Source organism: Lysobacter enzymogenes (genome assembly GCF_023617245.1).
GTDB lineage: Bacteria > Pseudomonadota > Gammaproteobacteria > Xanthomonadales > Xanthomonadaceae > Lysobacter > Lysobacter yananisis.
Window position 1 is genome coordinate 3,398,890 of sequence record NZ_CP067396.1, and the last position, 23,971, is coordinate 3,422,860.

Genomic DNA, 23,971 nt, shown 5'->3' on the forward strand with positions numbered 1-23,971 from the left:
CGCCGGGCCGGCGGGAGCGGCCACGGCGCGAAGTCGACGGCCTTGCGCCCTCGCCTTCGCGCCGCGGCGGCGCCGGTGCGCCGCCGCCCTCGCCCGCCTCAGCGGCGGTACAACGAACGCAGGGTCAAGGCGCGCTCCAGCGCGTCGAGGTCGGCCGCCGACTTCAGCGCGATCCGCACCGTCTCGCCCGGCAACACCGTCAACGCGTTGTCGTCCAACGCGACATCGCGGTCGCCGAAGTCGATCCACACCGCGCGCGCCAAGGCGTCGGCGTGCAGTTCAAGCACGTAGCCGCCGCCGTCGCGGCGCAGCGTCGCGCGCAGCTTCGGGTCTTGCCAGGCCAGATTGCGGGACTCGCTGAAATACACCACGTTGCGCGACACCGCGCGCCCGTCCACCCACAACTCGAACACCGCCGCAGTGCGCTTGGGATCGGCGCCGCGCAGCAGTTCGGCATCGCTCCAGCGGCCGGCGCGGGTCGCGCTCAGCGGCGCCAGCGTCGCTGGCTCGCGCTGCTCGTGGCGAACGCTGCCGTCGAAGTCGATCACCCGCAGCCGCCATTCGCCGCGCACCGGCTGCTGCCGGTCGGAGATCAGGCTTAGCTCGGTCTCGCCCTTGGCCGGCCGCCGCAGCGGCGCGATCGCCAGTTCGGCGAAGAAGCGCTTGGCGTGGAAATGCAGCGGCTTCCAGCGGCCGAAGTAGTCCAGGCTGGCCCAGGACGCGCCCGGCCAGACATCGTTCAATTGCCAGTACAGCGAGCCCATCGTGCGCGGACGCGAGGCGCGGTGGTGCAGCGCGGCCAGTTCGATGCCCTCGGCCTGGACCTGCTGGCTGAGATAGACGAAGTCGGCGAAATCGCGCGGCTCGCCGTACTCGCCGCGCACGTACTTGAGCAGGCGGGTGTTGCCGTCGCCGGCGAGGAACTTCTGGTGGGCGCGGATCACCGGCGTGTCGATGCCCTGCTCCTCGGGTTTGGCGAACGCGCCGATGGTGCGCAGCGACGGCCAGCCCTGCAGGCCGTATTCGGACATGAAGCGCGGGGTCTCGTCGAGATAAGCGGTGGCCGGCAGCGCCGGGCCGCCCCACACGTCCCAGTAGTGCTTGTCGCCGTTGTTGGAGTCGTTGGCCTTCTCGGCCAGGTCGTTGCTCGGCGAGCTAGACCAATACGGCACGCCGGCGCCGTCCTGCGCGACCACTTCGCGCAGGTCCTTGCCGAACAGCGCGACATAGCCGTTCCAGACTTCCTCGGCGAACTTCGGATCGGCTTCCCTGAGCTTGCTGCCGTGGCCCCAATCCTTCCAGGCGGTCTCTTCCTCGTTGTTGCCGCACCACAGCACGATGCTGGGGTGGTTGCGCAGCCGGCGCACGTTGTCGCGGGCCTCGGCGACGACGTTGGCGCGGAAGGCCGGATCGAACCCCGGCGGCATGCCGCCGCCGAACATGAAGTCCTGCCACACCATCAGCCCGAGTTCGTCGGCGAGTTCGAAGAAATCGTCGGACTCGTAATAGCCGCCGCCCCAGTTGCGGATCATGTTCATGTTGGCGTCGCGCGCGGACTGCAGGTCGCGGCGCAGGCGCTCGCGGGTGACCCGCGCCGGGAACGCGTCGAACGGGATCGCGTTGGCGCCCTTGGCGAACACCTCGATGCCGTTGACGACGAAGGCGAAGCCCTGCCCGCCGGCGTCCTTCTCGCGCTTGAGCTCGACCCGGCGCAGGCCGGTGCGGCGCTGGGCCTGGGCCTGCACGCCGCCGGCGTCTTCGATGCGGGCCTTGAACGTGTACAGCGCCTGCTCGCCGTAGCCGACCGGATACCACAGCCACGGACGTTCGATCGCGAGCGGCACCGACACCGTGTTGCGGCCGGCGCGCAGCCGCGCCGGCTGGCGCAGCGTCGTCGGCGCGCCGTCGGGGCCGGCGTATTCGATGTCGATCGCGGCGCTGCCGGCATCGACGCTGTCGATCTCCAGCACCACCTCGCCCTGCGCGCGCTCGCGGCTCACCGCGTGCGGCCGCACGTGCAGGTCGGCGATGCGCAGGCGGTCCCAGCTTTCCAGGCGCACGCCGCGCCAGATGCCGGCGCTGACGTAGCGCGGGCCCCAGTCCCAGCCGTAGTGGTAGCCCGGCTTGCGCGCGAAGTTGCCGGTCATCGCATCCTTGGGCTCGTCGCCGTAGGGCGAGGGATAGTTGCCGGCGATCTTGTTCGGCATCGCCTGCACCCGCGGCAGCAGCTTGCGGATCGGCGACTCGAACGTCACCCGCAACTCGTTGCCGCGTTCGCGCAGGCGGCCGTCGACCGGCACCCGCCAGGTGCGGAAGCTGTTGTCGGCGCGCAGCAGTTCGCGGCCGTTGAGGGTCACGGTGGCGAAGGTGTCGAGGCCGTCGAACACCAGTTCGTTGCGCGCGCGCTTCAAGGTCGCGGCGTCGAGATCGAAGGTGGTGCGGTATTCCCAACCGGCCAGGCCGATCCATTGCAGCTGCGCTTCCGGCGCGCCGACGTAGGGATCGGCGATCAGGCCCGCCGCGAGCAGGTCGGTGTGGACGTGGCCGGGCACTTGCGCGCCGCGCCATTGGGTCGCCGCGCGGTGCGCGGCGGCTTCGGGATCGCCGGGCTGCAGGCGGAACTGCCAGCCCTGGTGCAGCTCGCGGCTGGACAGCGGCGCGGCCTGCGCGGCGGCGGCGAACAGCAGCGCGGCGAAGGCGGCGAACAGGCGCCAGGAGGACGGAGGCCGTGCGGTCTGGGGCATGGGGTCACCTGTCGGAGTCGGGACGCGAGCGCGGCCCGATAGGAAGTCGGCGGCGGCGGAGTCCGGCCGCATGCGGCGGCGGAAAAAAACGGGAGCGCGCTTCCCGCGCTCCCGTTCCGAGGTCCGGACAAGACCTCGCGGCACGCATTCCGAGGGTGGCCGCGAGGGTTTACACCGCCTTGCCCGGGAGGTTCCGCCGCCGCACCGGCGCGCATCACTGGAGGAGATGCGCGCCGGCCCGGCCGCGGGGTGCTGCCGTCCGCGCGGGCCCGGGCGGCCCGCGCGTCCGATTCGGTACGCGACGCGATCAGTCGAACTTGTAAACGAATTCGGCCGAGATTTCACGACCCACGCGGGTGAACACGCGTTCGTTGGCGTAGGCGAAGAACTTCTTGTAGGGGTCCTTGTAATCGGCTTCGTCGAACAGGTTGTCGACGTACAGGTTGACCCGGGCCTGCTCAGTCAGCTGATAGCCCGCGGTCAGGTTAAAGTACACCGGCGCCTTGAGCTTGCCGACCATGTGGCAGGAGGTGTCGGTCTGGCCCGGCAGGATCGGCGCGCACTCGTTGTAGCCGTCGCCGTTGACGTGGCCGATGCGGTTGGCGAACAAGGTCGCGTTCCACGGGCCGCGACTCCAGCTGGCGCTGGCGCGGGCGAAGGTGCGCACTTCCTTGTCGCGGTTCTCCTGCATCGGCGAACCCGGGTCGCGCTGCTCGTTGTTCTTGAGCTGGTTGGTGTAGTTGAACTGGAAGCTGAAATCGCCGAAGCGGGTCGCCGGGATCTTGTAGCGGGCGGTGAAGTCGACGCCGGCCACTTCGCGGTAGGCGATGTTGATCGGGCCGCTGAACACCGACACCACCTGCCCGATCGGATAGTTCGGGTCGGCGACGCCGAACGAATTGGTGCCCGGCGCGCTGCGGGTCACGCGCGAGACGATGTCCGAACAGGTCGACGAGCCCGGCGTGACCTGCATGCGGTCGCTGGCGCGGCGGGTGCGGCCGTTGCGGCACTGGCTTTCCAGGTCGAGGATGTCGGCGATGTCGAAATCGCGGACCTGGTTGTCGATGGTCATGCGCCAGTAGTCGGCGCTGAACGACAGGTTCTCGGCCGCGTCCCACACCAGGCCGGCGCTCCACGACTTGCCGGTCTCGCTTTCCAGCTTGAGGTTGCCGGTGCGGGCGATGTTGTGGCGGTAGTACAGCGCCTGCGTGCTGCAATCCGGGCCGAGGCCGCGGCTCACGCAGGTGGACACGTCGGTGTCTTCCTGGGTGCCGGTGCCGCTGGTGGCGAACAGGTAATGCATGTCCGGCGCGCGGAACGTGGTGTTGTAGGCGCCGCGCACCAGCAGGCTTTCGATCGGGCGCCACTCGATGCCGGCGTTCCAGGTGAAGTTGCTTTCCTTGCGCGCGTCGTCGTCGTAGCGGTCGAAGCGGCCGGCGGTGGTCACGTCGAGGGTCTTGAACACCGGCACCTTGAACTCGACGCCGACCGCGTAGCGCTTGCGGTCGCCGCCGCCCTGGTTGGTGCCGCCGGGCTGGTCGTAGAGCTTGTTCGGGCCGAAGGTCAGCGGATCGGGCTTGAGCCGGTAGCCCTGCGAACCGGCCTCGATCACGCCGGCGAAACCGACCGGGCCGGCCGGCAGTTCGAACAGGTCGCCGTTGACCGAGAACTGGGCCTGGTTCATCCACGACTCGGCGCTGCTCTTGCCGCGGGTGGTCAGCTGGCGGAAGGTCTCCGGCGTCATCGGCGACCAGAACTTGCCCTGGTCCAGCGCATACACCGGCAGGCCGTTGTTGGTGCCCAGTTGCGGACCGAGGAAGTAGCTGTCGACCGCGCCCTGCAGCATGCCCGGGAAGCTGAAGTCGACCTTGTACTCGGTGCGGCCGACGGTGGCGTCCCAGTTGAAGCGCTCGCCGAAGCGGCCGCGCAGGCCGGCGGCGAGGTCCCAGGAGCGTTCGCTGGTGTTGAACAGGAACGGATCGCGGCTGCCGGCCTCGGGCACGGTGAACGCGCGCCGCGCCTGGTAGGTGTTGCCGGTGTTTTGATCGTAGAACGCGCCGCCGCGGTTGAGCTCGAAACGCAGCGCCTCGTCCTGGCGCGACTCGCCGTCGCTGTCCCACACCGACGCGCTGACCCAGGCCTGCATGCCGTTGTCGAAGTCGTAGCTGAAGTTGCCGAAACCGGAACGGTTGTCGGAGCCGTTGCGCAGGCTCCACAACGAATTGCCGCGCGACTGCGAGCAGCTGTAGCCGGGGAACTCGGGCGCGTTGCCGTCGTTGCCGAGGAAGTTGTGCAGCGGCAGGTCCTGGAAGCGGTCGCAGGCGCCGGCCGGCGGGGTGACGCGGCGCTTGGCGGCGGTGTCGATCAGCTCCACGCCCCACACCCACGGCCACGGGTCGTTGACCAGCGGCTTGACCGTCGCCGCCGGTTCCAGGTCGGAAGCGAGGAAGCCGCGCTGGCCGGCGAAGATGGTCTCGCGGCCGCTGAGCTGCACGCCGTAGGTCGCGCTCCACTTCTCGCCGGTGCGTCCGCCGGTCCACGACAGGTCGTAGGAATCGCCGCCGCCGCGGGTGGTGGTGCCGCCCTTGATCCGCACCTCATCGCCGTTGAAGTTCTTCTTCATGATGATGTTGATCACGCCGGCCATCGCGTCGGAGCCGTAGATCGCCGAGCCGCCGCTGGCCAGCACTTCGATCCGCTCCACCGCCGACATCGGGATGTTGTTGAAGTTGGCGAAGTTGCCGCGGCCCTCGTAGGGCAGCGGGTAATCGGCGACGCGGCGGCCGTCGATCAGCAGCAGGGTGCGGCCGGGGCCGAGGTTGCGCAGGTTCAGCGGGCTGGCGTTCGGCGTGGGGCCCTTGTTGACGTCGGCCTGGACCGAGCCGGTGACCTCGGTCAGCGAGCTCAGCGCCTCGTACACGTTGGCGAAGCCTTCGCGCTTGATCTGCTCGGTGGTGATCACCGTCACCGGCGCCGGGCCTTCGATCTCGGCGCGCTTGATGCGCGAGCCGGTCACGGTGACCTTGTCGATGGTCTTGGCCTCGCCGGCCGGCGCGGCGTCCTGCGCCTGCGCGGCCAGCGGCAGGTACAGCGCCGCCAGCAGGGCCGCGCTGAGGGCGTTGCGGCGCGCGCGCGCGGCGGCGTCTTGCGGTGCGAGGCCCTGCGGCGTGCGGTCGTGTCGTTGAGTCATGGCTACCCCTCCCAATCGCGGCCGGATCGACGGCCAAGGTTTCGTTCTTGTGGTGGTCGCAAGCCGTTCGTGCGGCGCTGCGGGTTCTATTGCTGGCTGTGCGTACTTCGGCGTGCGTTGGCGTGCTTTATATTTTGGATCGATCTAAACCCGCAACAAAAAAATAGCGCGACGACATCGTCGCAGCGCGCGGGCGCGGCGGCGGACGGCGGCGGCGTTCAATGCGCCACCGCGCCGGCGTCGAGCGTCTTCCATTCGCCGGGCTGGCCCTGCGCGTCCGGCGCGGCCATGCGCAGGCCCAGGCTCATGCCGCCCTCGCGCTGGTACCAGTCCAGGCGCAGGCGGTGCCAGCCGGCGCGCAGCGGCACCGATGTCTCGATGGTGCGGTCGTAAGTCTCGTTGCGGACGACCGCCTCGCCGTCGACGTACAGCGCCGAGCGGTCGTCGCCCTGCAGCGCGAACCGGTAGGCGCCGTCGGCCGGCACCCGCACATAGCCGTCGAAGCGCACGCCGAAGCGGCTGCGGCGGCCGAAGCGCTCCAGCGCCAGCGTGTCGGCCGCGCCCTGCGCCGCCGGACGCCGCTTGGCGGCGGCGGCGAACTCGTCGAGGTTGGCGAACAGGCCTTCGTACACGCGGTAGCTCCAGCCGGCGGCGGTGCGCGCCGGCTTGGCGGTCGCCGGCAGATAACTGCGATAACGCAGGGTGGCGGCCTGCACCCCACTGCGGCGGCCGTCGGCGAGCACGCTGACGGTGCGCAGCTGCACCGGCTTGTCCAGTTCCAGCACCAGCTCGATCGGCGCCGAATACAGCGGCGAAGCGTCGTCCGGATCGCGGCCGTCGAGGGTGTAGCGGATCGCCGCTCCCGGCACCGCCGGCGCCAGCGTCACGGTGTGGCTGCGGCGGCGCTCGCGGCCTTGCTGGATCAGCAGGACATCCTCCAGCCCCTGCGGCGCGGGAATGCGGTAGCCGACGCGGTCGCGGTCCAGGTGGGCGAACTGGCCGCGCAGGCGGCGCTGGAAGTCCGGCCAGGCGCGCTGCGCCTGCGGCGTCCACGCCACCTCGGCCAGCGCGAGCAGGCGCGGGAACGCCATGTACTCGACCATCGCCGGGGTCTTGAGGTGTTCGGTCCAGACGTTGCCCTGCACGCCGAGCACATGCCGCGCCTGCGCCGCGGTCAGCGCCGCCGGCACCGGGTCGTAGGCGTAGACCTTGTCCATGCTCAGCTCGCCGCCGAGGCCCCACTGCTCCTGCGCGGCCGGGCCCTGGCCGTAATCGAAGTAGCAGCACTGGGTCGGGGTCATGACGACGTCGTGGCCTTGTTGCGCGGCCGCGATGCCGCCGGCCTCGCCGCGCCAGGACATCACCGTCGCGTCCGGCGCCAGCCCGCCTTCGAGGATCTCGTCCCAGCCGATGATGCGCTTGCCGCGGGTGTGCAGGAATTTCTCCATCCGGCGGATGAACCAGCTCTGCAGTTCGTGCTCGTCCTTCAGCCCTTCGCGGCGGATCACCGCCTGCGCCTGCGCGCTGGCCTTCCAGCGCGTCTTCGGCGCTTCGTCGCCGCCGATGTGCACGTACGGCGCGGGGAAGATCGCGACCACTTCGTCGAGCACGTTCTCCAGGAATTTGAAGGTCGCCTCTTTCGGACAGAAGATGTCGTCGTACACGCCCCAGTTGGCGCCGACCTCGAACGGGCCCGGCGTACACGCGAGTTCCGGATACGCGGCCAGCGCGGCCAGGGCGTGGCCGGGCATCTCGATTTCCGGAATCACCGTGATGTGGCGCGCGCGCGCATAGGCCACGATCTCGCGCGCCTGCTCCTGGGTGTAGAAGCCGCCGTAAGGCGTGCCGTCGCCTACGAAGGGATCGATGTTGCGGCCGACCACCGTCTGCTTGCGCTTGGAACCCACGCCGACGAGCTTGGGATAGCGCTTGATTTCCAGGCGCCAGCCCTGGTCGTCGGTGAGATGCCAGTGGAAGGTGTTGAGCTTGTAGCGCGCCATCTGGTCGAGATAGCGCTTGATGAAGTCCAGCGGGAACAGGTGCCGGCCGACGTCCAGGTGCATGCCGCGATAAGCGAAGCGCGGCGCGTCCTCGACGCTGAGCGCGCGCAGCCGCAACGGCGCGCCGCCGCGCGCGGCCGGCAGCAGTTGGCGCAGGGTCTGGTAGCCGTAGAACAGGCCGGCCGGCGCGCCGGCCACGCGGATGCCGCGCGGGCCGATGTCGAGCCGGTAGCGCTCGTTGGCCCGGGCGTCGCGGCCGGCGGGCTCGGCGACGAACTGCACGTATTGCGCCGGTTCGTCCTCGTGCTTGCGCGGCTTCGGCGCGCCGCTGCGCAAGGCCAACTGCAGGCCCTGGGTGGCGGCGAGTTCGTCGCGCAGCAGCTGGGCGACGGCGCGGGCCTCGGCGTTGTTGGCGTAGATCGTGGTGGCCGCATCGAGCGCGAACGCGCCCTCGCCCCACTGCACACTCGCGGGCAGCGGGACCAGTTCGGGCGCGGCGGTCTGCGCCGCCGGCACGGGCTCGGCCGCGTTGGCGGCCGGCCCCAGGCCGATCGCCGCGCCGACCAGGCCGAACAAGGCCAGCGGCAGGCGCGCGCGGGTTAGCCTGGCGAGGGTGCGGCTGTTGGCGAAAAGACGATTCATCGTGCGCTCAACCTTCGACGGCTTCGGCGGTTTCTTGTGGGAGGGACTTCAGTCCCGACGCTGTTCGATCGGCGCTGGAACAAAAGCGTCGGGACTGAAGTCCCTCCCACGACAGCGGTGCGGCGGTGTCGCGGCGAAGCCCTGGATTCCCGCGTTCGCGGGAATGACGGCGGTCGACGACGTCGGCGGTCCAGGGCTTCATCGCGCTATCGGCTCTTCATCGCGTTATCGACTCACTTCGGCGCCGCGCAAGCAGACACCGGCAAGGCCGCGGCCTGCGTGCCCCAGCCGTTCGCGGCCGGCTGCGCGCCCAGCTCGAAGCGCAGCGTTCCGCCGCCGCGCAGCGCGCTCCAGTCCAGCCAGACCTTGTCGTGGGCCTTGCCGTCGAAGCTCGCGCCTTGCACGTACTGCACGCCCTGCCCGCTCGCGCCCGGCGCCTGGATGCGCAGGATCTTGCCGTTGCCCAGATCCATCTCGACCTGCTCGAAGCGCGGCGCGTGCAGCAGCAGTTCGCCGCTGCCCGGCACCGCCGGGTACAGGCCGATCGCGCTGAACAGGTACCAGGCCGACATGGTGCCGAGGTCGTCGTTGCCGGTGACGCCGTTGGGCGCGTTGGTGAACAGCGTCTGCGCCGCGCGCAGTACGGTCGCGGTCTTCCACGGCTGGCCGATCAGCGTGTACATCCACGGGCTGTGCAGGTCGGGCTCGTTGTTGGGGTTGTAGCGGTATTGGTTGTAGTAGCTGTACGGCCCGACCACCCATTGCTTGCGCGCCGCGCCGGCCGGATCGGCCAGCAGCGCGTCGTAGGCGAAGAAGGCATCGAGGCGTTTGCCGGTCTGCTCGGCACCGCCCATCGCCGCGACCACGCCGGGCACGTCCTGCTGGGTCAGCCACTGGTACTGCCAGGCGGTGCCTTCGTGGAAACCGTGCTGCGAGCGCGGGTTGTAGCTGCCGTCGGTTTCGGCATAGAACGCGCCCCCGTCGATGCGCGGGCGCGGGAAGCCGCGGAAGCCCAGTTCCGGATCGGCCGCATTCTGGTCCCACACCTTGGTCCAGTTGCGGCCGCGCTCGCGCAGCGTAGCCGCGTCATCGCTCTTGCCCAGCGCCTGCGCCATCTGCGACAGCGCGCAATCGCCGAGCGCGTATTCGAGCGTGGACGAACCGCCGTGGTGCGGGTCCACGTCCATGCTCTTGGCCGGGAACGCGCGGTCGTACTGGACGAAACCGTCCTTCAGATAGCTCGGATTGCCGGCGCGGCCCTGGCTGCGCACCAGCGCCGGCGGAAGGCCGTACGCGTTCTCGCGCAGCGCGGCGTAGGCCTGCTGTTCGCGGCCGTCGAGCGCGCCGAAGCGCCACAGGTCGACCATGAACGGGGTGACCGGATCGCCGGTCATCACGTTGCTGTCGAAGTTGGCGTAGCCCCAGCGCGGCAGCCAGCCGTTCTGCTCGTGGATCTTCAGCAGCGACTGGCCGATGTCGCGCGCGCGCTGCGGCCGCAGCATCGCCAGCAGCTGGTTCTGCGAGCGGTAGGTGTCCCACAGCGAAAAATACTCGTAGTAGGTCCAGCCCTCGGCCTTGTGGATCCGGGTGTCGTAGCCGCGGTAGCGGCCGTCGCTGTCGCTGCCGGTCAGCGGCTGCAGCAGCGAATGGTAGAGCGCGGTGTAGAACACGGTGCGGTCGTCGTCGCTGCCGCCGGTCACGCGCACCGAATTAAGTTCCTTGCGCCAGGCGTCCTGGGCCTGCTTGCGCATCGCGTCGAACGCCAGCGGCTTGCCGCCGCGGCTGCCTTCCTCGCGCAGGTTGCGGCGCGCGCCTTCGAGGTCGACGTGCGAGATCGCGCTGACCGCGGTCACCGCGCGGCCCTTCGCGGTATCGAAGGTGAACCAGGCGCCGTGCGGGCGGGTGTCGCCCTGCATGCTCGACTTGCCGCCGGGATGGCCGCCGGTCTCGTCCCAGGTGCCGTGGCTGGCGAAGGGACGGTCGAACTCCATGCGGAACCAGGTGGTGTACTGCTGGCCGCCGCAGAAGCTCTTGGTGGTGATGCGGCCTTCCACCGCGCGATCGCCGACCACGTCCACGGTGCTGCCGACGACGAGATGGCGCTCGTTGGCCTGTCCGGTGTTGACCAGGATCGTGCCCTGCTTCGCTCCGGCCGGGAAGGTGTAGCGCTCGGCCGCCGCGCGCGTGAGCGCGGTGGCTTCGGCGTCGATCGGGCCGGCGGCTTCGCCGGTCAGCCGCACCTTGTAGTAACCCGCTTCGCCGACTTCGCCATCGTGGCTGTAGGCCGAGCCGTAGGCCTTGTGGTCGAAGGACTTGGACGCCTTGGTGTCGAAGCGCTGGCCCGGGCCGATCGCGCCGGTGGTCGGCAACACCGACAACTGCCCGCCCTGCTCCCAGCAACCGGCGCCGGAAATGAAGGAATGGCCGAAGCCGCGGATCTTGGGATCGTCGTAGCGCCAGCCGGTGTAGTGCTCGCCGATCGGGCTGACCTGGATCAGGCCGAACGGCGCCGAGGCGCCGGGGAAGGTATTGCCGTCGTCCTTGCTGCCGATGAAGGTGTTGACCTCGCGCACCGGATCGGTCGACGCCGGCGCGGTCGCGCCGGCGGCGCCCGCCAGCAAGGTCAGGCACACCGCGGCGGCCAGGGGCCGCAACGTCGCTGCCGCCGGGAAAACCGAAAAGCGCCTGTGCCGAACCGGTGTGCGAGCCATCGTGGATGCGTCCCTCGTGAGTGATGATGTCGCCGCGGCGGCAAGACGCCGCCGCGGCCGCGGTTTGCCTTACTTGAAGTCGAGCACGTATTCCACCGCGATCTCGCGGCCGACCGGGCTGAAGATGCGGTCGGCGATGAAGGCGAAGTCGCGCTTGTACGGGTCCTTGTCTTCGTTGACCTCGTCGAACAGGTTGCTGACGTAGACGTTGACCTTGGCGTTGTCGGTGATGCGGTAGCCGGCGCTGACGTTCCAGGTGATCGCCGGTCCGACCCGGCCCCAGTACTTCTCGGTCTTCTGGCCGTAGGTCGGGCTGGCCGGATCGGTGTCCATGCAATCGTCGGAGCTCGGCGCATAGCCGTCGGCGAAGCCGCGGCAGCCGCGGAAACGCACGCTCGGCACGCTGCCGACGCGGTCGGCGTAGACGGTGGCGTTCCAGCGGTCCTTCTGCCAGTTGACGCTGCCGCGGAACTTGCTGCGCGGCTCGTCGGTGCGCTTGTCCTGCATTTCCTCGCTGCTGTCGGTGCGGGTTTCGAGCTTGAGCAGGTTGGTGTAGTTCAGGCCGAAGCTGAAATCGCCCCAGCGCTCGGTGTTGAGGCGGTACTTGAGCGAGGCGTCGAGGCCTTCGACGTTGCGCGCGGCTCGGTTGATCGGGCCGGTGCGGATGTCGGTGACCGGGCCGAGCAAGGGGCCGGCGCCGTCCGGATCGGGACCGCGGGTGACCCGGCCGATCTGCAGGCGGCAGCGGTCGGCGCTCGGCGCGCCGATGCGCGGCTCGCCGGTCGGGGTCTTGCCGGTCAGGCAATAGGCCTCGTCGAGCAGCACGTCGTTGGCGCCGATGTCGTCGATCTCGTCCTCCAGCTCGATCCGCCAGTAGTCGGTCGACACCGACAGGCCGTCGGCGATGTCCCAGACGAAGCCGACCGTCCACGACTTGCCGGTTTCGTACTTGAGGTCCGGCGTGCCTTCGCGGGCGATCTGCGCGTCTTCGACCTTGAAGCCGGCGTCCCAGGTGCAGTTGCCCTGCTGGCCCGCGCTGAGGCAGCCCAGGTAGTCGGTCTGGTCGGCCACCGACGTGCTCGGGGTCGCGTAGACGAAGTGCATGTCCGGCGCGCGGAAGCTGGTGGCGTAGGTGCCGCGCAGCAGCAGGTTGGAGAACGGCCGCCATTCCAGGCCGGCGTTGTAGGTGCTGGCGGCGTCGCCGGAGACCGCGTCGTACTTGTCGTAGCGGCCGGCGATCGACGCGGTCAGGGTGCGGTGCAGCGGGATCTTGAACTCGACGCCGGCGGCGTAATGATTGCGCGAGCCCGAGCCGCGGTCGAGGTTGGCGGTCTGGTCGTACAGGCGGTCGTCGCCGATGGTGTTGGGGTCCGGCGCCAGGCGATAGCCCTGCTTGGCCGCTTCCAACTGGCCGGCGAAGCCGATCGGCCCGGCCCAGCCTTCGAACAGGTCGCCGCTGACGATGAAGTTGGCCGAGCTCAGCCACGACTCGGCGCGGTTCTTGCCGCGGGTGCTGATCGAGGCGTAGTCCTGCGGCGAGATCGGGTTCCAGAAGCGGTTCTGGTCGAGCCGGTCGCGGTTCGGGCCGAGGAAGAAGCGGTCGCCTTCGGCGATCAGGATCGCCGGGAACTTCTCGTCGACCCGATACTCGGCGCGACCGACGCTGAAGTCCCAGTCGAAGCGTTCGCCGAACTTGCCGCTCAGGCCGACCGCGACGTCCCACGACAGTTCGTCGGAATAGGTATAGCCGCTCTTGGCGCCGCCGATTTCCTGCGGGGTGAAACTCTTGACCAGGTCGAGATCGGCGTTGAGGCCGTTGTCGCGGTAGGTGCCGTTCGAGCTCCAGCCCGGCATGAAGGTCATGTTCTCGCCGCGCGAGGACCACACGCCGACGCTGGCCCAGCCCTTCATGCCGTTGTCGAAGTCGTAGTTGCCGTACACGTAGCCGGAGCGGTCCTCGCTGCCGTTGCGCAGGGTCCAGTGCTGGAACACCGCGCTCTGGCCGCACTGCCAGCCGGTGTCGCCGATCGCGCCGGTGTTGCGGTTGAAGGTGCGGCGGTTCTGCAGGAAGAACTCGCCGTTGTACTGATCGCAGGCGCCGGCCGGCGGCATCATGCGCTGGCCGGTGCCGGCGTTGAACATGCGGATGCCGACCGAGGGCAGGATGCCGACCGCGCGGTCCTGCGGATTGAGCGCCAGCGGCGGCGCGTCGAAGTCGGAGTCCATGAATTCGCGCTGGCCGGCCGGCAACGCTTCACGCTTGAAGTACTGCAGGGCGTAAGTGACGCTCCAGTTGTCGCCGCTGCGGCCGCCGGCCCAGGACAGGTCGAGCGCATCGCGCCCGCCGCGGGTGGAGGTGCCGCCGCGGACCTTGACCTGGTCGCCCTGGTATTCCTTCTTGAGGATGACGTTGATCACGCCGGCCACCGCGTCGGAGCCGTAGATCGCCGACGCGCCGCTGGCCAGCACTTCGATCCGCTCGACGATCGCGGTGGGGATGTTGTTGTAGTTGGCGAAGTTGCTCTTGCCCTGGTACGGCAGCGGGTAATCGACCACGCGGCGGCCGTTGATCAACAGCAGGCTGCGGCCCGGCCCCATGTTGCGCAGGTTCAGCGGGCTGGCGTTGACGGTGTGCTGGCCCCAGGCGATGTCGGATTCGACCGTGCCCATCGCCTCGGTCAGCGTGGTCAGCGCGTCGTAGACGGTGTTGAAGCCTTCCTTCTCGATCTGCGCGGCGGTGATGGTGAACACCGGCGCCGGGCCTTCGATCTCGGCGCGCTTGATGCGCGAACCGGTGACGGTGACCTTGTCGATCTCGGTGGGCTTGCGCCCGGCGCTCGCCTGGGCGGCGTCGGCGCCGCCGGCCTGGACGGCCTCGGCCTGCGCCGCATCGGCCCCGTCGGGCGCGGCGGCGGCGGATTGGGCCTGCGCGGCGACCGGCGCGCACAGGACCGACAGCAGGGCGCAGGCCAGTGCGCTGCGTCTGAGGTTGGAATGATTCATCGTGGCGGTGCTCCCCATGGAATTGGCTGCAATGACGGCCCGTCCCTGGCCCCGAAACCCGTGTTGCGAACTTTTCTATCGATCTAAGACCACGGCTCAGGACCTTCCCCAGGAAGGTCCCAGTGCATCCAATCCCCACATTGGATCGATCTAAATTAAGCACGACCTCGCCGCCGGTTGCATGACGCGGCGCAGCAACATGGCTGTGTTAGGCACGCTCCCGGCGCAGCCGAGGCGATGTGCCGAAGCTAAGTGTTTGTTTTGCCGAGGTTGGCTTGCCGCGAACGCGCGGGCGAGACGGCCGCTCGCGGAGCGGCCGGAATGTTGCGCAGCAGCGGCGCCCGCGGGGCCGGCGCGGCCGGCGCGGGCTCTGCGCTGGAACGGCCCGCCGCAGCCGCGCCTGCGGCATGAGCGAGCCCAGCCCCTGCTGTTGTGGGAGGGCCTTCAGGCCCGAAGCCTTCCGGCCAGCCTCCCCGATCCGAAAGAAAAGCGCTGGGCCCGAAAGCCGTGCCACCGTCGGATTTAGGGCAGCAGCCGGTCCAGCAACGGCGAGGCGTAAACCCGCGCCGGGTCGTAACGGTTGAGGATCGCCCGCGCCGCGTCCCAGTCCGCCCCGGCCGATTGGCCGTAGCGCAGCGATTGCGGAATGCCCTGCCCGATCACCGCCGCATCGCTCCACGCGCCGTCGGCGCCGTAGCCCCAGCCCTTGCTCCACTCCACCCGCGCCAGCGCATCCACGCCGGAGAAACGCGCGAACACCCACTGCTCGACTTCGCGGTAGAACGCCTGCATCTGCGGCGTGCCCGGCAGGGTCAGCAGGTCCAGCCACACCGCGCAGTCCCATTCCGGCCGCTCGCGCACCGGCCGCGCCGCCGACAGCAGCGGTTCGACCGCGCCGGCCATGCCGACCTCGCCGGCGCGGTCCAGGCCGGTCACGCGGATCTCGACCGGGCCGTTGACCGGGAACAGGCCCTGCGCCCGATACGCTTCGGCGCGCGCCTGGTAATAGCCGACGAACTCGTGCACGACCCGCTGCACGTTCGCGCGCGAGGTGATCACCGCATAGCCGTTCGCGGTGACCCGCAGCGTGGTCGGCTTCACGTACAGCAACAGATCGCTGGACCAGCCCCACAGGTCGAAGCCGGCGGTGAACACCAGCCCGGCGGCGACCAAGGTGTACTGCAAGGCGCCCAGCGCCGGCGTGCGGCTGACGTCGCCCAGGTTGACGTCGCGGATCAGCGCGGCCAACTCCGGCGAGATGCTGTCGGAGAACGGATAGTTGAACGGCGCGACGGCTTCGCGCACCAGCGGCGGCAGGCTCGGCGTCGGCGTCCACACCTTGAGCCATGGATTGCCGGTAAACGGAAAGTGGATGGTCTCGACCCGCCCGGAACGGTCGAGGAAACTGGCGAACGTGCGTCCCGCCGAGCCCGGCGCCGCGAACAGCTCGCTGGCGGCGATGTTGACGTAGCTTTGGCAGCGCAGGCGCTGATCGGCGCCGGCCTGCAAAGTAGCCTCGACGATCAGCGCGCGGCCCAGATGTACCAGGAACGCCGCGCAATCGGCTTCGTCGCGACGGAACGTGCGCAGCGCGTAGGCGCCCTGCCCCGCGTCCCACACCACCGCGGTCAGCGCCAGCACCAGGTTGCTCAGCGAACCGTAGCTGTGGCCGCTGCGGCGGGTTTCGCCCTGCGCCGGCACCGCGGTGCCGTGGCCGTCGATCGCCAGCACGCCGCCGAGGGTCAGGTCGCCCGGCGCCGGTACGTGGGCGAAGCCGAGCCCGGCCTGCTTCATCTGCGCGAGCAAGTCCTGCATCAGCACGCCGGCCTGGGCCACCACCCGCGCCGGCTGTGCATCGCGTTCGATGCGCACGCGCTTGAGGTGGGTGGCGGTGTCGAGCAGCACGACCTTGTCGCCGCAGCCCTGCGTCGGCGCGAGGTTGAGCGGCGACCAGTTGTGGTTCATGCCGCGCGGCCGCACCCGGTAGCCGTTGCGCGCGGCCCAGTTCACCACTTCGACGACTTCGGCCGGGTCGCGCGGCGAGCAGGTCCACATCGCATCGATCCGGATCTCGCCAGACCAGCTTTCGTAGGCCTGCCGGAACAGCGCGATGTGCGTGGGGAAGCCTGGTGGCGCGGCGCATTCGCCGGCGCGGACGGCGGCTTCGATGCGAGCGGCTTCGATCCGAAACGCCGGCCACCACGCCGCAACGGCACCGGCGGCGAGCGCCTGGGCGATGAAGCGGCGGCGGCCGGCTTCGGGCGATTCGGTGGGTTCGGCTTGCTCGGCGGGTTCGGCCCGTTCGGGATGTTGGGCTCGCGCGAGTTCTCGGCCGTCGCGCGGCCGGTCGGGATGGTTGGGGGTGGACATGGCAGTGCTCCGCTGCACGGTTGGGGAATGTGACCTGGACCGTGGCGGCGTCTTCGCGCCGCGTTGCGGGCGCGAAGACCGCGCCGCTGCAGCGGCGCACATGCACGGTGGATGCCCCAACGACTAGCAGCGCGGCCCGCGCGCGGCAATCGCGGAAACGCGTTTGCGCGAGTGCGTGCCGGGTGTCGCCGTGATCCGGTTCCGCTCGCGCGACGCGCGCTGCGCGAGAGACGGCGATGCCGTCGCCGCGCCCGGGAAAAACCGTTCGCCCCGCGGATGCGGAAGAAGATGAAGTGGCGTGACCGACGGCGAAATGCGCGCAAGCCGCAGTCACACTCCGCAATCGTGACGTGGGAGGGCCTTCAGGCCCGACGCTTTTGTTTCAGTCGCGGCGAAGATTCATCGCGGCGGATCGGAAGGCATCGGGGCTGAAGCCCCTCCCACAACAGCACCGCCCCGCTGAGGCTGCGGTAACACCTGTGGGAGGGCCTTCAGGCCCGACGCTTTTCTTTCAGCCACAACGAGCCTGCGCCAACGCCGACCGCAAACCTCCCAACGCGACGCCGCCATCAGAACGCGGTCGGGCCGCCGTCGTCGTCGACATAACGCGCCCCGCCGAACAAGCCGGGCAGCGCGCGCAAGTCCGCGCGCACCATCGCGCTCAACGGGGTCATGCAGGTCACGCGCACGTCGCGCTCGCCGAACACCAACTGCGCTTGCTCCCATCCGTCCGCTGGACGCGCGGGATCGCTCAACCACAGTTCCCAGGCGCCGGCGCGGCGGCTGAAACTCGGCAAGGCCGTGGCCGCGTCGATCAGCGCCGCGCGCCGCCGCAGGTAATCGTCGGGATCGTCGGGCACAAGGTCGTATTCGTAGCCCATGCGCTCAGCCGCGCAGCGCTCGCACCAGCGCGCGCACGCGCTGTGCGTCGCTCTGGCTCCAGTCCGGCGACAGCCCGGCCAGGGCGTCGTTGCGGTAGCGCATCGCCGAACGCCGCGGCGCCTTGGCCGAGGCATGCAATTCGCGAACGCCGGCGCGACGCGCGACGTCCGCGATGTTTTCAGGAGTGACGCCCGCGCCGGCCATCAACGCGATGCGTCCCGCCGATTGCGCGCCCCACTGCGCGATGCGCGCCGCGCCCGTGTCCGCGTCTGCGGCGCCGCCGGACGTGAGGACGCGTTCGCAGCCGAGCGCGATGACCGCTTCCAACGCCCGCTGCGCATCGCGCACGGCGTCGAAGGCGCGATGGAAGGTGACGCCGAGCGGACCGGCCGCCGCGATCAGTTCGCCGCACACCGCCGCATCGACCTCGCCGTCGGCGTCGAGCGCGCCGATCACCACGCCGTCGCAGCCCAGCCGCACGCAGGCCTCGACGTCGGCGAGCATCGCCGCGCGTTCGGCCGGGTCGTAAAGAAAGTCGCCGCCGCGCGGGCGGATCAGCACGTACAGCGGGATGCGCAACCGGTCGCGGGCGACCGCTAGCGCGCCGTAGGACGGCGTGGTGCCGCCCTCGGCGAGGTTGTCGCACAGCTCGACCCGGTCTGCGCCGCCTTCCTGCGCGGCCAGCGCGGACGCCAAAGAGCCTGCGGAAATCTCAAGCAACGGTCGATCGGTCGCGTTCATGGACTTTACCTCCGGTCAATCCGCTGTCGCCTGACACCCGCATCGAACCGCGCGTATCCATCTCAATCCACCGTCATCGACTCAAGTCTGCTCGGTCGCATACACCGAGCGCGCATCCAGCAGCGCGTCGCGCTTGCCGGCATCGCACACCGCGTAGACGAAGCCGCGGTGCAGCGCGTGCGCGCCGACTTCGCCGTGCTTGTCGATCGCCAGGAAACACACCTGCAAGGTCTTGCTCGCCTGCGGGCGCTTGCGCACGACGCGTTCGATCGCCTCGCGGCAGGCTTCGTCGGGGCTGCGGCCCTGGCGCATCAGCTCGACCACCAGGAAGCTCGCGGCGTTGCGCAGCATTTCCTCGCCCACGCCCGAGGCGGTGGCCGCGCCGACGTCGTTGTCGACGTACAAACCGGCGCCGACGATGGGGCTGTCGCCGACGCGTCCGTGCAGTTTCCAGGCCATGCCGCTGGTGGTGCAGGCGCCGGCCAGCTTGCCGCTGCGGTCGATGGCGAGGATGCCGAGGGTGTCGTGATTGTGCTTGTCGCCGGGCTTGGCGTTGTCCAGGCGCTCGGCGTTGATCGCCGGCTGGTACTTCGCGGTCTTGCGCCACTCGTTCCAGGCCGCGCGCGCCTTGTCGGTCAGCAGCGCTTGCTTCGGGAAGCCCTGCTCGATCGCGAACTGCTGCGCGCCCGCGCCGGCCAGCAATACGTGCGGCGTGCGCTCCATGACCCGGCGCGCGACGCTGACCGGGTGGGCGATGTCCTCCAGCGCGGCGACCGCGCCGCAGCGGCCGTCGCCGTCCATGATGCTGGCGTCGAGCGTCAGCACGCCGTCGCGGTCGGGGTTGCCGCAGCGTCCGACGGTGCTGTTGCAAAGATCCGCTTCGGCCCAGCGCGCGCCGGCCTCGACCGCGTCCAGCGCCGCGCCGCCCTCGCCCAGCACCTTCCACGCGGCCTGATTGGCGCCGACGCCGAAGTCCCAGGTCGAGACCACGCGCGCGCCGTCGATGGCCTTGGGCGCCGGCGGCTTGTCGGCGGCGAACGCGGGCAGCGCGGCGGCGCCCGCGGCGAGCAGCGAGCTGTGCAGGAACGAACGGCGAGTGGTCATGGCGAAGGCCCGGCGGATGGGAGGCGAAACGGACCGCCCACACGCTAGCGGCCGCGCCGCGCGGGCGCAACCGCGCGGCGGTTTTGGAAATGTTTCGCCGGTTTTCGACGGCGCGCGGCTGGTGTGGGAGGGACTTCAGTCCCGATGCTTTTCGGCCGGATCGCCGCGATCTGAGCGAAAGGCATCGGGACTGAAGTCCCTCCCACCACAGCAACAGCGAGGCGCTGGTGGAACCGGGCCCGCTCGGGCCCCGGCATCCACTGGCTTGTCGTTACTCGCCGATCGCGCGCGGCTTCAAAGCCCGTACGCCTCGATCACCGCCTCGTGCCGCGACACGTCCGCGCCGGCCTGTTCGGCCAGTTGCGGCCAACTCAACGGGTGCTCCCAGCCGGCGGTGAGTTCGTGCAGGCGCCGGTCCACGTCCGCCGGCGACGAGTGCGGCGGCGTGGCCAGGAAGAAGTACACGCCGGGCAGCGCCTCGTCTTCCTCGGTGTTGGGATCGCGCACGCGATAGTCGTCGCTGCTGCGCACCCACAACGACCATTCCTGCGCTTCGACCGCTTCGCACAGCGCTTCGAACGCGGCGTCGCCGGGATGCGCGCCGTCGACGAACCAGCTGCGGTAATCGGCGCGATGGGCGGTGTGGACCACCCGGAACGGCGCCAGCCAGCGCTCGCGCTCGGTCTCGTCTTCCGGCGCCGGTTCCAGCGGCGCGGCGTCGAACACGACTTCGTCGCGCACGTGCTGGGGACGGCCCGGCGGCGCCACCGTGGTCACTTGCGCGGTGACCGGGCCGGTGCGCCGGGCCAGGCAGTCGTAGCTCTCGCCGTCGCGCTCGTAACGCACCCGCACCCAGCCCCAGGACTCGCGCACCGGGCCTTCGCTATCGCTCAGTTCCATGCCCAGGCGCGCGGCGCTGCGACGCACCGCGTCCCAGTCGCCGGCGGCGCTGGCGGCCGACATCAGGTCCCAGTCGTCGCCGCCGGGCTGTTCGGCCTGCTCGGCCAGCGCCGCGTACAACTGCACGGCCTGGGCGAAGTCCTGTTCTTCCATGGCCGCGCGCGCCCACAGGCGGTTGGCGCCGCGCGCGTCGGGATCGGCCGCGAGCAGGCGCTGCACATGTCCGCCGACTTCGCGCCAGCGCGACTGGCGGAACGCCAGCTGCGCGCGGCACCAATGCGCGAACGGTTCGCGCACGGGCTGCAGCAGCGCGGCCAGGCGCTCGATCTGCGCGCCGGCGTCGGCATCGTCGAGCAGTTGGTCCAGCAATTGCCCCGCCGGCGATTCCTCCGAACCGGGATGGCGGCCGACGAAGTCCCACAAGTGCGCCAGCGCTTCCTCGCGCGCGCCGCAGGCCAGCATCGCCGAGGCCAGCAGGCCGGCCAGCGGGCCGTCGTCGCGGCGTTGGGCGTAGGCGGCGAGCAGCAGCTCCATGTCTTGCTCGGGATCGGAGCCCTCGCTGCCGCGCACGTGCTCGTAGACCTGCTCGGCCGGCATCGGCAGCGCGAATTCGCCGCCGCCGGCGGCGTCCAGGCGCGCGGCGAAGGCGTCGATCTGCTGCGCCGCGCCGAGGTCGGCGCGCAGCAGCGGCTGATGCCGGCGCGCCAGTTCCAGCGCGCGGCGCGCGCTCCACGGCGCGTTGCGCAGCAGCGCCAGTTCGCCGTGGCGCAGCGCTTGCTCGATGCAGCGGCGGTGCGCACCGACCTGATCCATGTGCGTGGCCATCGACATCAGCAGCCGGCCCAGGCGCCAGTGGTTGTACTCGGGCTTGGCCTGCGCGATCAGCGCCATCGCCTCGGACCAGCGCGGATACAGCAGCGGCACGATCAGCGGGCCGTATTCGGGCAGCGCGTCCCAGGCCTCGTCGATGCGGCCCTGGTGGGCCAGCACCAGCGCACGGAAGGTCTGTCGGCTGAGCCGGTCGCCGTCGTCGTCGTCGACCATGTCGTCTTCGTCGATCGCCGCCAGCTCGGACAGCGCCTCGTCGAAGCGGCCGGCGCGGAACAGCGCGCCGGCCTGGGTCTCGCGGTAGGCCACGCCCGGCTCGGCGCCGTCGCGCAGCATGTTCTGCGCCTGCCGCTGCAGGTACTCGACCGCGTCGGCGGCGCGGCCGTCGTCCATCAGCGCCAGCGCGTATTCGCGGCTGATGCAGTCGTAACAGGCGCGGCTGGGCTCGATCCGCGCCAGCGTCTCCTCGCTCACCGCCAGCCGCTCGGGCACCCAGCCCGGGCCGTCGACGTTGCCGTAGCAGATCGCGATGTCCTGGGTCACGCACACCGACTGCGGGCACTGCTGGGTCTGGTCGCGGTGGGCGAACTCCAGCAGCGACACCGCCTCGGGCAGCGCCTTGTCGCCCTCGGCGAGGTTGCGCATGCGGTTCTGCAGGCCCCAATGGCGGAAGAACACTTCCAGCCACGGATGCTGCATCGCGCGCGCGGCGGCCAGCGCCTCGGGCAGCATCGCCTCGACCCGCTCGGGATGGTTCTCGTGCAGTTCGTGCGGGATGCGGTTGATCAGCTCGACCAGGCGGTACTGGCCGGCCTCGCGCAGTTCATCGCTGAGGTCTTCGATCCATTGGAAGATGTCCATATCGGTTGCTCCCCGTTTGGCTATGGCGCTTTGGCGAATGGGTGGAGGGCGCCGCGCCGCCGCTGCGCGAAGCGGCGGCGAACGCGGCGCGGTCGCGCGGATCAGGCGGTGGGCCGCTCGTCCTGCGCCTGGGTTTCGGCTACCGGCGCGGGCCCGGACGGCAGCAGCCGCAACGCGCTGTCGCCGATCGCGGCGAGCGCGCCGTTGAGGCGCGGGCCCTGGCCGTCGGCCTCGCTGTGGCTGTCCATCAATTGCTTGATCGCCTTGAGCAGGCGCGCCGCCGGCGCGGCCGCGGCCGGGTCGCGGCGGGCGGTGTCCAGCAGCGCCTGGATCGCGGGATTGTCGAGATTGACGTACAGCCGCGCCTGCGCCGAGCCGTCGATGCCGGCGGTGAAGCCGCGCACCAGCCGCAACGCGGTCATCGAGATGCGCTTGTCGGCCTCGTCGCTTTCCAGCCGCCGCTTGAGCTCGGCCTCGCGGTCGGGCACCGCCATCAGCGGCAGTTCGGCCGGGGCGAAGCGCGCCGGCACCAGCTTCTCGCCGTCGGCCAGGATCTCGCGCAGCCAGTCCAGCTGCGCCTGCGGCAACGATTGTTCGGTGAACAGCTGGCGGTTGCCCTGCTCGGTGCCGATCTCGATCAGCCGGCCGCCGTGGCGCTGCACCCACTGACGCAGGAACGGCAGCACCGCGTAGCGGTCGCCGCGCGCGACCGGCACGCCGAGCATGCGGAACAGCATGTCCTCGAAGCCGCCGCCGCCGAGGCCGACGTGGATCGCGCCGTCGCGGCGCAGCGCGCCGGCGCGCAGTTCGCCGTGCGAACTGGGAATGCGCACTTCGCCGGCCAGCAGTTCGAACAGCCGCGCATCGCCCAGCGCCGCGCCCAGCAGCGCCTCGTTGTGGCGCGCCAGGATCCGCCGCCAGGCCTCGGGCTGCTCGCGCGCGAGCGCGGCCAGGCCGACGATCAGCGCCTCGGAAATCGCGTGCTGGGCGCTGCGGTAAGCGTCGTTGCGCTGCAGGTCCTCGCGGCTCGCGGTCGGCATCAGCCGGCTGGATTCGATCACTCCGCCGGCGAAGCCGGCCCAGCTGGGCAGCAGTTCGCGCGCGTCGTCGTCGAGCAGCATGCCGCGCACGAACACCGACAGGTTGCGGTTGTCGCTGTTGCCGTAGGTGCCGCCGTCCTGCACCCACAGCAGGCCCTTGAGGTCGTGCTCGGGCGCGGACACCGGCAGCGCGCAGATCGGTTCGAACTGGGATTCGAAGCGGCTGGCGAAACGCAGCTGGCGCTTGCGCGCCTGCACCGGGTGTTCGTTGCCGGCGTCGGGATCGCGCCAGGGCGGCGGCTCGGGATTGACCGGCTCGGCGGCCGCGCCGATGAAGATCGGCACCCGCAGCAGCGCGCAATAGCGGCCGAGCACGCGCGCCAGGTAGTCCTCGCCGGCCAGCCGCGCGTGTTCCGGGCGCAGCAGCAGCTCGACCACGGTACCGACCTCGCGCGCCGGCGCCGGACTCAGCGAGTACTGCTCGCCGTTGCTGGACTGGTAACGCCAGCCGCGCCCGGGCTGCTGGTAGGACGTGGTGTGCACGGTCACCCGCTCGGCGATCACGAACGCCGACAGGAACCCCAGGCCGAACATGCCGATCAATTCGTCGCTGCCGGCGCCGGCCTGACGCAGGCCGCGGGTGTAGCCGACCCCGACCGTGGCCAGGTATTGATGGATTTCCGCGTCGGTCAGGCCGGTACCGGTGTCGGTCACCCGCACCGTGCGCGCGCCGATGTCGCCGCTGACGACGATGCGCGGCGCAACCGGCGGTTGCGGGTCTTCCAGGCGGCGGCGGACGATCGAGTCGTGGGCGTTCTGCACCAGCTCGCGCAGCGCCACCAACGGGGTCGAATACAGGTGTTGGCCCAGCACGGTCATCAGGCCGCCCAGGTCGACCCCCGCCGTGCGCAGCTGTGCGTGATCGCCTTCCAAGTCCCGCCGCTCCCTACGTGCG

Annotated in this window: 11 protein-coding genes and 3 pseudogenes; 1 reads left to right on the forward strand and 13 read right to left on the reverse strand. The window is 70.4% G+C overall.

Annotation, left to right across the window (positions count from 1 at the left end):
* Positions 1-98: 98 nt before the first annotated feature.
* From JHW41_RS13980 to JHW41_RS13990, 3 genes are all read right to left on the reverse strand, one after another.
* Positions 99-2,744, reverse strand: a complete 2,646-nt coding sequence (locus JHW41_RS13980; protein WP_250442716.1) for a beta-mannosidase — start codon at positions 2,742-2,744, stop codon at positions 99-101.
* A gap of 307 nt (positions 2,745-3,051) precedes the next feature.
* Complete coding sequence (locus tag JHW41_RS13985; RefSeq protein ID WP_250442718.1) at positions 3,052-5,934, reverse strand: TonB-dependent receptor plug domain-containing protein; 2,883 nt, start codon at positions 5,932-5,934, stop codon at positions 3,052-3,054.
* 218 nt (positions 5,935-6,152) lie between these two features.
* Positions 6,153-8,576: a family 20 glycosylhydrolase gene (locus tag JHW41_RS13990; protein WP_250442720.1), complete on the reverse strand. Its 2,424-nt coding sequence runs from the start codon at positions 8,574-8,576 to the stop codon at positions 6,153-6,155.
* 36 nt (positions 8,577-8,612) lie between these two features.
* Between JHW41_RS13990 and JHW41_RS27015 the strand changes: the two are divergent.
* Positions 8,613-8,660 (forward strand): annotated as a pseudogene (locus tag JHW41_RS27015) (hypothetical protein); the annotation flags it as partial.
* Here the strand turns inward: JHW41_RS27015 and JHW41_RS27020 are convergent.
* The 10 genes and pseudogenes from JHW41_RS27020 to JHW41_RS14030 form a co-directional block, all read right to left on the reverse strand.
* A pseudogene (locus JHW41_RS27020) lies at positions 8,639-8,686 on the reverse strand (hypothetical protein); the annotation flags it as partial. The pseudogenes JHW41_RS27015 and JHW41_RS27020 overlap by 22 nt on opposite strands.
* A 123-nt stretch (positions 8,687-8,809) precedes the next feature.
* Positions 8,810-11,287, reverse strand: a complete 2,478-nt coding sequence (locus JHW41_RS13995) for a GH92 family glycosyl hydrolase (protein ID WP_343226552.1) — start codon at positions 11,285-11,287, stop codon at positions 8,810-8,812.
* A 69-nt stretch (positions 11,288-11,356) separates the two neighbouring features.
* Positions 11,357-14,290, reverse strand: coding sequence for a TonB-dependent receptor plug domain-containing protein (locus JHW41_RS14000; protein ID WP_250442722.1), 2,934 nt, complete (start codon positions 14,288-14,290; stop codon positions 11,357-11,359).
* A gap of 522 nt (positions 14,291-14,812) precedes the next feature.
* Positions 14,813-16,660 (reverse strand): cholesterol oxidase substrate-binding domain-containing protein, encoded by a 1,848-nt coding sequence (locus JHW41_RS14005; protein ID WP_250442725.1) that lies wholly within the window; start codon positions 16,658-16,660, stop codon positions 14,813-14,815.
* Positions 16,661-17,229: 569 nt separating this feature from the next.
* Positions 17,230-17,541: a hypothetical protein gene (locus tag JHW41_RS14010; protein ID WP_250442727.1), complete on the reverse strand. Its 312-nt coding sequence runs from the start codon at positions 17,539-17,541 to the stop codon at positions 17,230-17,232.
* Between the two features lie 4 nt (positions 17,542-17,545).
* On the reverse strand, positions 17,546-18,283 hold the full coding sequence (locus JHW41_RS14015; RefSeq protein ID WP_078998600.1) for a copper homeostasis protein CutC: 738 nt from the start codon (positions 18,281-18,283) through the stop codon (positions 17,546-17,548).
* 81 nt (positions 18,284-18,364) lie between these two features.
* A complete protein-coding gene (locus JHW41_RS14020; RefSeq protein WP_250442729.1) occupies positions 18,365-19,387 on the reverse strand; it encodes a N(4)-(beta-N-acetylglucosaminyl)-L-asparaginase in 1,023 nt (340 codons plus the stop codon).
* Between the two features lie 152 nt (positions 19,388-19,539).
* A pseudogene (locus tag JHW41_RS27025) lies at positions 19,540-19,644 on the reverse strand (DUF6053 domain-containing protein); the annotation flags it as partial.
* 37 nt (positions 19,645-19,681) lie between these two features.
* Positions 19,682-21,976, reverse strand: a complete 2,295-nt coding sequence (locus JHW41_RS14025) for a hypothetical protein (RefSeq protein ID WP_250442731.1) — start codon at positions 21,974-21,976, stop codon at positions 19,682-19,684.
* Between the two features lie 101 nt (positions 21,977-22,077).
* On the reverse strand, positions 22,078-23,949 hold the full coding sequence (locus JHW41_RS14030; protein WP_250442733.1) for an ATP-binding protein: 1,872 nt from the start codon (positions 23,947-23,949) through the stop codon (positions 22,078-22,080).
* Positions 23,950-23,971 lie beyond the last annotated feature (22 nt).